This is a genomic window from Paraperlucidibaca baekdonensis (assembly GCF_003387535.1).
GTDB lineage: Bacteria > Pseudomonadota > Gammaproteobacteria > Pseudomonadales > Moraxellaceae > Perlucidibaca > Perlucidibaca baekdonensis.
The window spans coordinates 221,847-234,415 of sequence record NZ_QUNR01000002.1; the positions used below are offsets into that span (position 1 = coordinate 221,847).

The following is a 12,569-nucleotide window of genomic DNA, read 5'->3' on the forward strand; positions in this document are numbered from 1 at the left end:
ATATATGAATGGTCTTAAAAGTCCTGTGGGTTTGTTTTATTTTTTTCTTATTGTTTTCATATTTATTGTGCCTGTTGATTCCGGATTTATAATAAAATTAATTTCTTCTATATATGTATTCCTGTTATGGGTGGGGTATTTTATAGGCAGTTCATTACAATGTAAACGTAAATTAATTAACTATAATGTTTTTATAAGCAAGCCAAGAAGTTTGTTTGTTGTGGTTTTTTTAATTTCTAGTCAGCTGGTTTTATCGATATATGCAGGGAAGTATTATACTGGTCTTAATTTCTCTAACGCTTTTCAGAACCTTTTTCTAGGGGATTCTAACTATGCAATATATCAAGCTTACTTTGATAGTGAAAGCTTGGGCTCGTTTAGTATAAATAAGCTGCCAGCTATTTTTTCAGTGTTTTATGTTAAATTTATTTTTATTTTTATGTTGTATTTTTTTGTAGTTAAAAAAGATGGGAGGTATGATTTTTTAGTGGTGTTGTTTTCGGCTTTTTCTATAGTTGTTCTTGCTGTTTTTAGAGGGACTAATTTTGAGTTTTTTGAGATTCTTGTAGCGCTGGTTTGTTCTTTTTATATAAGGAGTATATTTAATAGTAACTATAAATTTCCATTTTTTAAGGTTTTTGCGCTAGCTTCTTTTCTTGTTTTTATTTATGTTATACAAATAATGTTTCGCTATAGTTTTGAATATAGTATAAGTTGTAATAATGCATATTGCTATGATTATGAATCAGTTTTTCATCAATTGCTACCAGTGATATCATCGGCTTTTTATAAGTTAAGTGCATATTTTTATTTTGCACCTGATTATATGGCAAGATGGTTTATTTATTATTTAGATAACAACTTGTTTTTGACTGTTTTTGTTCCAGGTAATGGTGTCTTTTATGAGTATACTGGAAAATGGTTATGTGGCGAAGAATTTTCATGTGGCCCAACTTGGGCACCAGACTTTGAGGTTTTCACTTATTTTTTAGGACTTCCTTTAGTTGCTCTTCTAATAATATTTTTAGCTTTTTTTCAGAAGTATTTAAAAATTGCAGCTGGATTAAATTTTATTGACTTCCTGGGTTTTTATCTTATTATACTCCAATTGTACGCTTTGCCAGTCGGAAATTTTTTATTTGTTTCATCAGCCAATCAGTTGATGTTGATTTTATTTTTAACTCTTTTCGTTTTTAGATATCTATCAAGGAAAAGTAAAAAAATCATTTTAAGAGGTTAAATATGTTTAAAAACAAAACCCTACTCATCACCGGCGGCACCGGCTCCTTCGGCAACGCCGTGCTCAAACGCTTTCTCGAGTCCGACATCGCTGAAATCCGTATTTTCAGTCGTGACGAGAAAAAACAAGATGACATGCGCAAGCGCTTTTCTAGTCCTAAGCTGAAGTTCTATATCGGTGATGTACGCGATTATATGAGCGTACTGAATGCTACCCGTGGTGTGGATTACATCTTCCATGCCGCTGCATTAAAGCAAGTGCCGTCTTGCGAGTTTCACCCGATGGAAGCGGTGAAAACCAACGTGCTCGGCACTGAAAACGTGCTTGAGGCGGCGATCCAGAACGAAGTCAAGCGTGTGGTGTGCTTGAGTACTGATAAGGCCGTTTACCCCATTAATGCGATGGGTATTTCTAAAGCCATGATGGAAAAAGTCATGGTGGCCAAGTCGCGTAATGTTGATGAAACCAAAACGGTTATTTGCGGCACGCGCTACGGCAACGTGATGGCCTCACGCGGCTCGGTAATTCCGTTGTTTGTTGAGCAAATCCGTGCGGGTCAGGCGCTGACTATTACTGATCCTAATATGACACGCTTTATGATGACCTTGGCTGATGCGGTTGATTTGGTGTTGTATGCCTTTGAGCATGGCAACAACGGCGATATGTTCGTACAAAAAGCACCCGCCGCAACGGTTGAAACCTTAGCCCGCGCGTTAACTGAGATTGTTGGTAAGCCCGAGCATCCGATTAACATTATCGGTACGCGTCATGGTGAAAAACTCTATGAAGCTTTATTGAGCCGTGAAGAAATGCTCTGTGCGCAAGATATGGGTGATTATTACCGTGTGCCGCCTGATTTGCGTGACCTGAATTATGCGAAATATGTCGATGAAGGACAAAAAGATTTGTCCAAGGTTGAAGACTACAACTCGCATAATACTGAACGCCTAGATGTTGCTGGCATGCAGAAGCTGTTAATGAAACTCACCTTTATGCCTGCTATCCAGCGTGGCGAAAATATTGCAGCTGAGGAGTAAGGCATGCGGGTTTTAATTACTGGTGCGAATGGTTTTGTGGGTAAAAACTTGCAGCTTCATTTAGCCGAGCGTGGCGATGTCGAAGTGCTGTGCTTTACTCGTGAGCATACACAGGTTGATTTGTTGCAGATGGTCGCAGATGCTGACCTTGTGTTTCATTTGGCTGGCGTTAACCGTCCGCAAGATCCCGCTGAGTTTATGCAGGGCAATGCGGACTTAACTAAAGCCTTGTGTGACACATTGAAACAACTAAATAAAGCCATTCCCGTGGTTTACAGCTCCTCGATTCAAGTAGTAGCAGATAACCCCTACGGTGCCAGCAAACGTGCTGCTGAGGATACCTTATTAGCTTTCTCTAAAGAGACTGGCGCACCCGTATTTATTTACCGTTTGGCCAACGTCTTTGGTAAGTGGGCGCGCCCCAACTATAACTCTGCTGTTGCCACCTTCTGCCATAACATCTCACAAGGTCTGCCAATTCAGATTAATGACCCAAGTGCGCTAATCAACTTGGTGTACATCGACGACGTTGTAAAGTCTTTCTTGCAAGTGATGGATGGCCAACTATCGCAAACTGGCTTTGTAGAAATTTCTCCGCAGTATCAAATGAGCGTTGGCGACTTGGCTGAGCAGCTTCAAGCTTTTAAAGACAGCCGCGACAGCTTAGTCACTGAAAATGTTGGCAATGGCTTGATTCGTGCGCTGTACTCAACCTATGTTAGCTACTTGCGGCCAGAGCAGTTCAGCTACCAAGTGCCTAAATACGGCGATGAGCGCGGCGTGTTTTCCGAAATGCTAAAAACTAAAGATGCAGGGCAGTTTTCATTCTTCACTGCGCATCCTGGCATTACTCGTGGCGGCCATTACCACCATTCTAAAACTGAAAAGTTTTTGGTCATTAAAGGCCAAGCCTGTTTCCGTTTCAGGCACATGATGACAGGTGAGTTTTATGAGCTGCGCACAAGTGGCGAACAACCTGAGATTGTCGAAACCGTTACCGGTTGGACTCACGACATCACCAATGTTGGAGATGTCGAAATGATTGTGATGCTCTGGGCCAACGAAATTTTCGACCGCGAAAACCCAGATACCTATGCCTGCCCAGTCGGCACAGCTCCCTGATTGAGATTTTGATTAATGAAAAAGATGCGTGTTGCAACCGTTGTAGGTACTCGTCCAGAGATTATTCGTTTAGCACGAGTCATGGCTGCGCTAGATAAGTATTGCGATCATGTGCTTATTCACACTGGCCAAAACTACGACTACGAACTCAATCAGATCTTTTTTGATGACTTAGGCATTCGCAAACCCGACCACTTTCTCAATGCCGCAGGTGCCACTGGTGCTGAAACCATCGGCAATGTGATTATTGCGGTAGACCGTGTGCTGGCTGAAGTTCAGCCTGAGGCGTTGCTTGTGTTGGGTGATACCAATAGTTGTATGGCGGTAATTCCTGCTAAGCGCCGTAAGATTCCGACCTTCCACATGGAGGCAGGTAATCGTTGCTTTGATATGCGTGTGCCAGAGGAAATCAACCGCCGTATTGTTGATCACACAGCTGATATCAACCTGACTTACAGCACCATTGCTCGAGATTACCTATTGCGTGAAGGCTTATCTCCAGACCAAGTGATCAAAACCGGAAGCCCGATGTATGAAGTACTGAAACACTACCTTGCAAAGATAGAGCAGTCAGATGTTTTGGTGCGCCTTGGTTTGGAGGTGGGTAAGTATTTCGTCGTTAGCGCACATCGCGAAGAAAACGTGGATTCAGACAAAAACTTTCTACGTTTAGTGGAAACGCTCAATACTGTGGCTGAAACCTATGACTACCCTGTCATTGTTTCAACGCACCCACGTACTCAAAAGCGTGTTGATGCTCTTAAGGTAGTGTTTCACCCGCAAGTTCAGTTGCTTAAACCGCTCGGGTTTACCGACTACAATAAGCTGCAGCTGTCAGCTAAAGCGGTGCTTTCAGATAGCGGCACCATCAATGAAGAGTCATCAATTTTAAATTTCCCTGCGCTTAACCTGCGTGAAGCGCATGAGCGCCCCGAAGGTATGGAGGAGGCCGCAGTGATGATGACGGGCCTTGGCGCTGAGCGTGTACTGCAGGCATTACAAGTGCTTGAGCATCAATCCCGTGGCGAAGAGCGCTCATTGCGTTTGGTTGCTGACTACAGCATGCCGAATGTTAGTGAAAAAATAGTGCGCATCATTCATAGCTATACAGACTATGTAAATCGTGTGGTGTGGAAAAAGTATTGATGCCAGCAGCAACGCGTATAGCAATCGTTAATCGAAGCTTTTGGCCGGCCAGCCAAGTCATTGGTGAAGCCTTGCTTCAAGTTGCTGAGCGCTTAGCGGAGAATCATCAAGTCAGCTTAATTACGCAAAGCCCAATTGATTTAAAAGCAGAGCTGAAGCAGCAAAGGCGAGGGCAAGGCATTGCGGTTCGTGCTTGCAAAGCTCGCTCAGACTCTAGCACTCATTTGGTATTACGAGCGCTAGATGCTTTGGTCTTTATGATGTGGGTTTTTGCCATGTTGTGCTGGCAGCGCCCTAAAAAAATCTATGTTTCTACTGACCCGCCCGTGGTCGTGCCATTTGTGGTTTCGGTGTACGCGTTGTTTGGGCGAGCGAAGGTTATTTATCACCTTCAAGATATTCATCCTGAAGCTGCGAATATCATTGTTCCACTACACCCGTTTGTCATGCGTTTACTTCAGGGCATTGACTCGTGGAGTATGCGACGAGCTGCAGGACTGATCACACTTAGTGTAGATATGGCTAACGTCATCCGTGATCGATCGCAATCAAAAGCACCAATACAGCTTCTAGATAATCCTGCTGTTATTGCTCCAGTTATTGGTGTAGAGCGCACACGTGGATTCATTTATTGCGGTAATGCTGGCCGCCTACAGCGCATCCCTCTGCTCATAGAGGCCATTAGTGCCTATAGATTGCAGGGTGGGCTTTTACCTTTTGAGTTCGTTGGCGGTGGCGTATTTAGTGCTCAGCTAGCTGAACTGGCAGTGAAAGAGATGGGTGTTTCGTATCTTGGGCATGTATCTGCAGCTAAAGCTGCTGAGCGTGTTGCTGCTTACCAGTGGGCAATTTTATCCATTGATGATGACGTGACGCGTTTTGCCTTTCCTAGTAAAAGCTCAACTTACGCTGCCGCAGGTGCTAAAGTGCTCGCCGTTTGCGGGCAGCACACGAGTGTTGCTAAATGGGTGCTTAGCTTGGGTATTGGCCGCGCCTGCGAGCCAAGTATTGCAGCGCTTGTGTCAGAGTTTTTTGCCATTGAGCAGTCGCTTGATGTGCCGAGTAACGAGTGCCCAGATTTAAGTCGCTTAGACATGAGCTACTTTGTTAATGAGCTGTCATTAGCTATTAGCACGTAATAAACAGGAAGTAATTTTGAAGCGAGTCTTAGATGTAGTTTGTTCAGGCTTGGGGCTTTTGGTGTTGTCACCAGTTCTCTTGGTGCTAGCTATTTTAATAGCTCTACGCCTTGGTCGCCCCGTCCTCTTCACTCAAACCCGCCCAGGCCTGCACGGCAAACCCTTCCGCATGTTCAAGTTTCGCTCCATGACCTCGGCCTGTGATGCCAGCGGCAACTTATTACCTGACGATCAGCGTCTAACGCCTTTCGGCCAGCGCCTTCGTTCCACCAGCCTAGATGAACTGCCCGGCCTATGGGCAGTACTCAAAGGCGACATGAGCTTAGTCGGCCCACGGCCATTGCTCATGGAGTACTTGCCGCTCTACACGCCAGAACAAGCACGCCGCCATGAAGTACGCCCCGGCATTACCGGTTGGGCTCAAGTCAATGGCCGCAATGCCATCAGCTGGGAAGAGAAATTCGCGCTCGATGTTTGGTATGTCGAGAACCAATCGCTATGGCTAGACATCAAAATCCTTTTTCTCACAGTAAAAAAAGTCTTTGTTCGAGAAGGCATCTCCGCAGCAGGCGAGGCTACTATGAGTAAATTCCCAGGCACGACTCAGGACAAATAATGCCCATTCCTCTCTATGGCGTATTTGGCGCTAGTGGCTGCGGCCGCGGCATCATGCCGTTGTTACGAGCGCAGTTACATGGCAAGGCAAATGCCGACCAAATAGTCTTTATCGATGATGCCCCGCCTGCTTCGCAGCTCAATGGTCATGCCGTGCTTACTTGGGCTGAGTTTTTGGCACGACCTGCTAGTGAGCGTAGTGTCGCTCTGGCCATTGCTAACTCCAGCATTCGCGAGGCCTTAGCGCAGCGCTGCCAAGAAGCAGGCGTTAGCTTGCTTGCTGTACAAGCCGCCAATGTGGTGCAGATGGACGATATCACGCTAGGTGAGGGCGCATTGCTCAGCCCGTTTGTCACACTCACTAGCAATATTCGTATTGGCCGCTGCTTTCACGCCAATCTCTACAGTTATGTTGAGCACGACTGTATCATTGGCGACTTCGTTACCTTTGCTCCCGGCGTTAAGTGCAATGGCAATGTGCACATCGAAGATCATGCCTATATAGGCACTGGCGCCGTTATAAAGCAGGGCACACCAGCTAAGCCATTGGTCATTGGGCGCGGTGCCGTAGTAGGCATGGGCGCTGTGGTGACAAAAAGTGTTCCAGCGGGCGTCACGGTAGTCGGTAATCCTGCTCGGCCGTTGGTGAAGTAGGCTATTCGATAGCTTGCAATTAGGCTGTTGTTGCCTATACTTTGGATATCCCGCCTTTGCTAGTACGCGACCACACCAATCTGTGGTTTGCCGAATCAAAGGCGTTTTTGTTTAAGGAAGAACAACAATGCGCACAGCAGTCTTGATTGATGGTGGATATTTTGTGAAAAGATTCCAGCAGCTGGAGCCCCACAATAAGCATAATGCTGAACGCGCAGCGGACTGTGCTTTTCGTTGGGCGCTTATGCATTTGACTGAAAGAGTGCAGAAACCCAAAAGACATGAGCTCTACCGTATTTTCTTTTATGACTGTCCTCCCCTTGAGAAACGTATGCATCATCCTCTATCCAAAAGAGCAGTTGATTTCTCAAAGACGCCGGAGGCGCGATTTAGGCGTGAGCTTCATGAGCGGCTGCTTAAAAAGAGAAAGGTTGCGCTACGATTAGGGCATCTTAGTGGTGATGTTAGTTGGACTATTCGTCAGTCGACGATTGAAGCTTTACTTAAAGGCCAGCGGCAGTTTAGTGACCTCAGTGACACTGATATAGCACCGAATATTCGCCAAAAAGGCGTAGATATGCGTATAGGTGTAGATGTCGCCTCTTTGGCTTTTAAGCGTTACGTTGATCAAATTGTGTTGATGGCTGGAGATGCTGACTTTGTTCCCGCTGCTAAGCTAGCGCGCCGTGAAGGAATAGACTTTATTCTCGACCCTATGCATCGCTCTGTGCCACTTAATCTCATGGAGCACATTGATGGTCTTCGTTCTACGTGCCCAAAATTTAAAAAAATTGTGGATGATCGAACGTGTTAAACACCCCATTTTCTCCCTGGCCCAGCTTCACTCAAGAAGAAGCCGATGCCGTTTCTCGCGCTCTGCTAAGCAACAAAGTGAATTACTGGACTGGCACCGAGTGCCGCGAATTTGAAAAAGAGTTTGCCGCTTGGGCAGATGCCGCTCACGGCCTAGCCGTAGCCAACGGCACCTTAGCGCTCGATGTCATTTTAAAAGGTTTAAACATTGGCGCTGGCGATGAAGTCATCGTGACTTCACGCACATTTTTAGCCTCGGCCTCTAGCATTGTCACCGCTGGTGCTGCACCAGTCTTTGCTGATGTCTGTGCCAATAGCCAAAACATCACCGCCGACACCGTACGAGCGGTGCTCACTCCGCGCACTAAAGCCATCATTGCCGTGCATTTAGCCGGCTGGCCTTGCGACATGGACGAGCTCATGGCCTTAGCTACCGAGCATGACCTCTACGTGATCGAAGACTGCGCCCAAGCTCACGGCGCACGCTACAAGGGACGCTCTGTTGGCAGCATCGGCCACGCCGCCGCCTGGAGCTTTTGCCAAGACAAAATCATGACCACCGGCGGCGAAGGCGGCATGGTCACAACCAACGATGAAGCCCTCTGGCGACGCATGTGGAGCTACAAAGATCACGGCAAAAGCTATGAAGCCATCTACGAGCGCCAACACCCGCCCGGCTTCCGCTGGCTACACGAAAGCATCGGCACCAACTGGCGCATGATGGAAATGCAAGCCGTCATCGGCCGCATCCAACTCCGCCGCATGCCCGACTGGACCGCCGCCAGAACCGCCAACGCCGAACGCATCTGGTCCACCGCTAGAGGCTTTTCGAGCCTGCGCGTACCGAACTTCAGCTGCTCCGGTGGGGGTGCGTCCGGCAATTCTTCACGAAGCTGCGAATTGTCCGGGCGCACCCCCACCGGAGCAGCGGATTCAGCACACGCCCACTACAAATGCTACATCTTCGTAAACCCAGATCAATTAGCCCAAGACTGGGATCGTGACCGAATCATGGCCGAAATCAACGCCCAAGGCGTACCATGCTACTCCGGCTCCTGCTCTGAGGTTTACCTAGAAAAAGCCTTCGACAACACCGGCTGGCGTCCAGCACAACGCCTACCTGTAGCCAAAGAGTTAGGCGAAACCAGCCTCATGTTTTTAGTACACCCCACGCTCACCAGTGCTGAGATCGGCAAGACCTGCGCTGTGCTTGCAGAAGTCATGCAGCAGGCCAGCCTAGAGTTACCGAATGTCTAAAAGCCCCAAGCCTGCGCCTAAAAGTGACTGGCTAAGTTGGTTGCACCAAGCACCGCGTCGCGCCAAGCAGATCGTACTGTTGCTTATCGACATCGCCATGCTGCCATTGCTGTTCACGCTGGCACTCAGCGTGCGCATGGGCGAGCTAGACCTGCCCAGCAAAGCGCAGATGCTCGACATCCCCTTAATGATCGCTCTCATGATCATTTGCGCCTTGTTCACTCGCGTCTACAGCGCCGTGGTGCGCGCCTTCGACGAGCATTACCTGCAGTCGGCGCTGTTTGCCAGCGTGGCGTGGGTCATGCTTCTGTGGATAGCCGCTAGCGCAGATATCACCCACACCTTGCCGCGCAGCGTCATCATCATCACCGGCGCTTTGCTCATGCTGCACTTTTGGGTCAGCCGCGCGCTCATTCGCGCTGTGCTTTATTTGCTGCTCAAACGCCGTGAGCAGCACACCAACCTTGCTGTGTTTGGTGCAGGACAAGCCGGCCGCCAAATCATGGCCGCCGCCGCAGGCATGGCGCAGTACCGCCTTACGGGCTTTTTCGACGACGACCCAGAGCTCATTGGCACCCGCATCAATGGCTTGCCGGTGTGGTCGGGCCGCCAAGCTCAGCGCTATATAGAGCGCTTAGATATCGACGAAGTCATTGTCGCCATGCCCTCGGTGAGCCGCTCGCGCCGTCGCGACATTGTCGATAGCCTGCAAAAAGCCGCAGGCGAGCGCGATATACACATACGCATGTTGCCCGGCCTAGACCGCGTGATGTCTGGCGATATTTCGCTCAACGATGTGCAAGACATAGACATCCTCGACTTGCTTGGCCGCGATGCCATGCCGCCCGATTTAGCGCTGTTTCGCCACCACGTGGCCGACCGCACCGTGCTTGTCACTGGCGCGGCCGGGTCTATTGGCTCGGAACTGTGCCGGCAGTTGCTCACGGCAACGCCTTCGACCTTGGTGCTGTTTGATCACAGCGAGTTTGGCCTCTACAACATTGAGCGCGAACTGCGCGCCAGCTTCCCCGATGCCACACTGGTGCCGGTGCTCGGCAGTGTCATGGACCAAGCCCGCTTAGAGCGCCTGATGCGCCACCACCACGTGGAGACGGTCTACCACGCCGCCGCGTACAAACACGTGCCCTTGGTCGAGGCCAACCCGTTTGAGGGTGTGATCAACAATAGCTTGGGCACTTACCACACCGCGATTGCCGCGTGCGATGCGGGCGTTGAGACCTTCGTGCTGGTGAGCACCGATAAAGCCGTGCGCCCGACCAACGTCATGGGCGCGTCTAAGCGCTTGTCGGAGTTGGTACTACAGGCCTTGGCCGCCGAACCCATTGAGCCCGGCACCTTGGGCACCTGCTACGCCATGGTGCGCTTTGGCAATGTGCTCGGCAGCTCAGGCTCGGTAGTGCCGCTATTTCGCAAACAGATCAGCCAAGGCGGGCCGATCACGCTCACCCACCCCGACATTACCCGCTACTTCATGACCATCCCCGAGGCTGCGCAGCTGGTGATTCAAGCCGGCGGCATGGCCAAAGGCGGCGAGGTATTTCTGCTGGAGATGGGCGCGTCGGTACGCATCTTAGATTTAGCGCGACAGATGATTCGCCTGTCTGGTTTGAGTGAGCGCACTGCATCTTTTCCCGATGGCGATATTGAGGTGGTGTTTACTGGCCTGCGCCCCGGCGAGAAGCTTTACGAGGAGTTGTTGATTAGCGATGAAGGTGTTGAAAACACCGATCATCCGCTTATTTACAAGGCGCACGAGCGCTTTTATTCGTTGGCTCGCATTGAGGCTTTGTTTGCGGAAATCGAAGAGTTGGCCTTAAAGCGCGACACCATAGGCCTTAAGCAGCTACTACTACTCAGCATTCAAGGCTACAAGCCAGACTTCGCCGCCGAAGATCACTCCGGCTGCCTCGATGATCGCCCTGAAGATGCCATGTCTATTGCCGCCTTTGAGGCCGAACTAGACCAACTTTACGATGACTCGCAGGTGACACCGGTTTAGTTTTTACGATCGATAGCGTTCTCTGATCAGGCCAGTTTGGGTTACCTTACTGGCCTGAGTTGTTTTTGCCGGTTTAATTTTGGAAATGTATATGGCTAATTTGCTTTCACCTCGCCCTGTATCCCCTGTTTTGGCCGATGCCACAGTTGCTGTCATTGGCTTGGGCTATGTTGGCTTGCCGCTCGCGTTGGCTTTTGGGCGCGTGCTGCCGACTATCGGTTTTGACATTAGCGAGGCCAAGTTGGCGGCTTACCGTGCTGGTGGAGACCCGACGGGTGAGATGGAGGCTGAGGCGTTCGCGGCGGCTTCGCAGTTGCGCTTTACCTCGCAGGCGAGCGATTTAAGTCAGGCCGATTATGTGGTGGTGGCTGTGCCAACGCCGATTGATCAGGAGAAAAACCCCGATCTCACGCCAGTGGTGCGCGCGACCGAGACGATTGCGCCGTTTTTGAAGCGCGGTGCGGTGGTGATTTACGAGTCCACGGTTTACCCCGGCGTGACCGACGAAGTCTGTGCGCCGATTCTTGAGCGCTTATCGGGCTACGCGCGCGGCGTTGACTTCAAGCTCGGCTATTCGCCCGAACGTATTGTGCCCGGCGACAAAACCCACCGGCTTGAGACCATCACCAAAATAGTTGCCGCTGACGATGCCGAGTCGCTAGATCGCGTGGCAGCGCTGTATGAGTCAGTGGTAGAGGCGGGTGTTTATCGCGCATCCAGCATTCGTGTCGCCGAGGCGGCAAAGGTGATCGAAAACACCCAGCGTGATGTCAATATTGCCTTGGTCAACGAGTTAGCGGTGATTTTCAACCTGATGGGCATCGATACCCTAGAAGTACTCGAGGCCGCCGGCACGAAATGGAATTTTTTACCATTCCGCCCAGGTCTGGTTGGCGGCCACTGTATTGGCGTTGACCCGTATTACCTTACCCACAAAACCCAAACCTTGGGCTACAACCCCGAAGTTATCTTGGCCGGTCGCCGCATCAACGATCGCATGGGCAGCTATATTGCCCAGCAAACCATCCGTGAAATGCTCAAAGCCGACCGCCTACGTGCTGGTGCCACCGTGCTGCTCATGGGTCTGACCTTCAAAGAAAATTGCGCCGATATTCGCAATAGCAAAGTCATCGATATTTTTAATGAATTGCGCGACCACGGCTTAAATGTCGCGCTTTGGGACCCCGTTGCAAATGTGTCTGAAGCTTTTGAAGAATACGGCGTTGAGCTGGTGGCCGATTGGCGCACTGTGCCGCGGGTAGATGCTGTGCTCGCCGCCGTAGCGCATAACGAGGTTCGCTCGCTTGATCCAGTGGCTTTAGCTTCGGCTTTTGGTGCTGGCACTCCGGTGATCGATGTGAAGTCAGTGTTTAATCGCGAGGCATTTGCGGCCGCTGGGCTGGCTTTGTGGCGTTTGTAAATTTTATTATTTTAAGGATTTTTCTGTGATTTCAACTGTCATTCTCCCTGTTGCCGGTTTGGGCACGCGTTTTTTGCCGGCCACTAAGTCGGTGCCGAAAGAGTTG

The 12,569-nt window shown here is 49.8% G+C and carries 11 protein-coding genes; all 11 read left to right on the forward strand.

Annotated elements, in window-relative coordinates; translation table 11 throughout:
* Positions 1 to 4 precede the first annotated feature (4 nt).
* Positions 5 to 1,240 carry a hypothetical protein gene (locus DFR26_RS05040; RefSeq protein ID WP_116207882.1) on the forward strand — a complete coding sequence of 412 codons (1,236 nt, stop codon included), beginning with the start codon at positions 5 to 7 and terminating at the stop codon, positions 1,238 to 1,240.
* Between the two features lie 2 nt (positions 1,241 to 1,242).
* Complete coding sequence (locus DFR26_RS05045; RefSeq protein WP_116207883.1) at positions 1,243 to 2,277, forward strand: polysaccharide biosynthesis protein; 1,035 nt, start codon at positions 1,243 to 1,245, stop codon at positions 2,275 to 2,277.
* Between the two features lie 3 nt (positions 2,278 to 2,280).
* Positions 2,281 to 3,399, forward strand: a complete 1,119-nt coding sequence (gene wbjC, locus DFR26_RS05050) for a UDP-2-acetamido-2,6-beta-L-arabino-hexul-4-ose reductase (protein ID WP_116207884.1) — start codon at positions 2,281 to 2,283, stop codon at positions 3,397 to 3,399.
* A gap of 15 nt (positions 3,400 to 3,414) precedes the next feature.
* The gene (gene wecB, locus DFR26_RS05055) at positions 3,415 to 4,545 is read left to right on the forward strand and encodes a non-hydrolyzing UDP-N-acetylglucosamine 2-epimerase (protein ID WP_116207885.1); all 1,131 of its coding nucleotides are present in this window, start codon (positions 3,415 to 3,417) and stop codon (positions 4,543 to 4,545) included.
* A complete protein-coding gene (locus DFR26_RS05060) occupies positions 4,530 to 5,684 on the forward strand; it encodes a glycosyltransferase (RefSeq protein ID WP_220375704.1) in 1,155 nt (384 codons plus the stop codon). Before wecB ends, DFR26_RS05060 begins: the two co-directional genes overlap by 16 nt.
* Positions 5,685 to 5,697: 13 nt before the next feature.
* Complete coding sequence (locus DFR26_RS05065; protein WP_116207887.1) at positions 5,698 to 6,300, forward strand: sugar transferase; 603 nt, start codon at positions 5,698 to 5,700, stop codon at positions 6,298 to 6,300.
* Positions 6,300 to 6,953, forward strand: coding sequence for an acetyltransferase (locus DFR26_RS05070; protein ID WP_116207888.1), 654 nt, complete (start codon positions 6,300 to 6,302; stop codon positions 6,951 to 6,953). The genes DFR26_RS05065 and DFR26_RS05070 overlap by 1 nt, the downstream gene beginning before the upstream one ends.
* Before the next feature lie 127 nt (positions 6,954 to 7,080).
* The gene (locus tag DFR26_RS05075; protein ID WP_116207889.1) at positions 7,081 to 7,767 is read left to right on the forward strand and encodes an NYN domain-containing protein; all 687 of its coding nucleotides are present in this window, start codon (positions 7,081 to 7,083) and stop codon (positions 7,765 to 7,767) included.
* Positions 7,761 to 9,023 (forward strand): DegT/DnrJ/EryC1/StrS family aminotransferase, encoded by a 1,263-nt coding sequence (locus DFR26_RS05080; protein WP_116207890.1) that lies wholly within the window; start codon positions 7,761 to 7,763, stop codon positions 9,021 to 9,023. The genes DFR26_RS05075 and DFR26_RS05080 overlap by 7 nt, the downstream gene beginning before the upstream one ends.
* On the forward strand, positions 9,016 to 11,043 hold the full coding sequence (locus DFR26_RS05085) for a polysaccharide biosynthesis protein (protein ID WP_116207891.1): 2,028 nt from the start codon (positions 9,016 to 9,018) through the stop codon (positions 11,041 to 11,043). The genes DFR26_RS05080 and DFR26_RS05085 overlap by 8 nt, the downstream gene beginning before the upstream one ends.
* Before the next feature lie 91 nt (positions 11,044 to 11,134).
* On the forward strand, positions 11,135 to 12,463 hold the full coding sequence (locus DFR26_RS05090) for a nucleotide sugar dehydrogenase (protein ID WP_116208152.1): 1,329 nt from the start codon (positions 11,135 to 11,137) through the stop codon (positions 12,461 to 12,463).
* Positions 12,464 to 12,569: the final 106 nt, after the last annotated feature.

Coding starts and splice junctions, on each gene's coding strand:
- DFR26_RS05040 (WP_116207882.1), top strand. CDS start 5: ATGAATGGTCTTAAAAGTCCTGTGGGTTTGTTTTATTTTTTTCTTATT.
- DFR26_RS05045 (WP_116207883.1), top strand. CDS start 1,243: ATGTTTAAAAACAAAACCCTACTCATCACCGGCGGCACCGGCTCCTTC.
- wbjC (WP_116207884.1), top strand. CDS start 2,281: ATGCGGGTTTTAATTACTGGTGCGAATGGTTTTGTGGGTAAAAACTTG.
- wecB (WP_116207885.1), top strand. CDS start 3,415: ATGAAAAAGATGCGTGTTGCAACCGTTGTAGGTACTCGTCCAGAGATT.
- DFR26_RS05070 (WP_116207888.1), top strand. CDS start 6,300: ATGCCCATTCCTCTCTATGGCGTATTTGGCGCTAGTGGCTGCGGCCGC.
- DFR26_RS05075 (WP_116207889.1), top strand. CDS start 7,081: ATGCGCACAGCAGTCTTGATTGATGGTGGATATTTTGTGAAAAGATTC.
- DFR26_RS05085 (WP_116207891.1), top strand. CDS start 9,016: ATGTCTAAAAGCCCCAAGCCTGCGCCTAAAAGTGACTGGCTAAGTTGG.
- DFR26_RS05090 (WP_116208152.1), top strand. CDS start 11,135: ATGGCTAATTTGCTTTCACCTCGCCCTGTATCCCCTGTTTTGGCCGAT.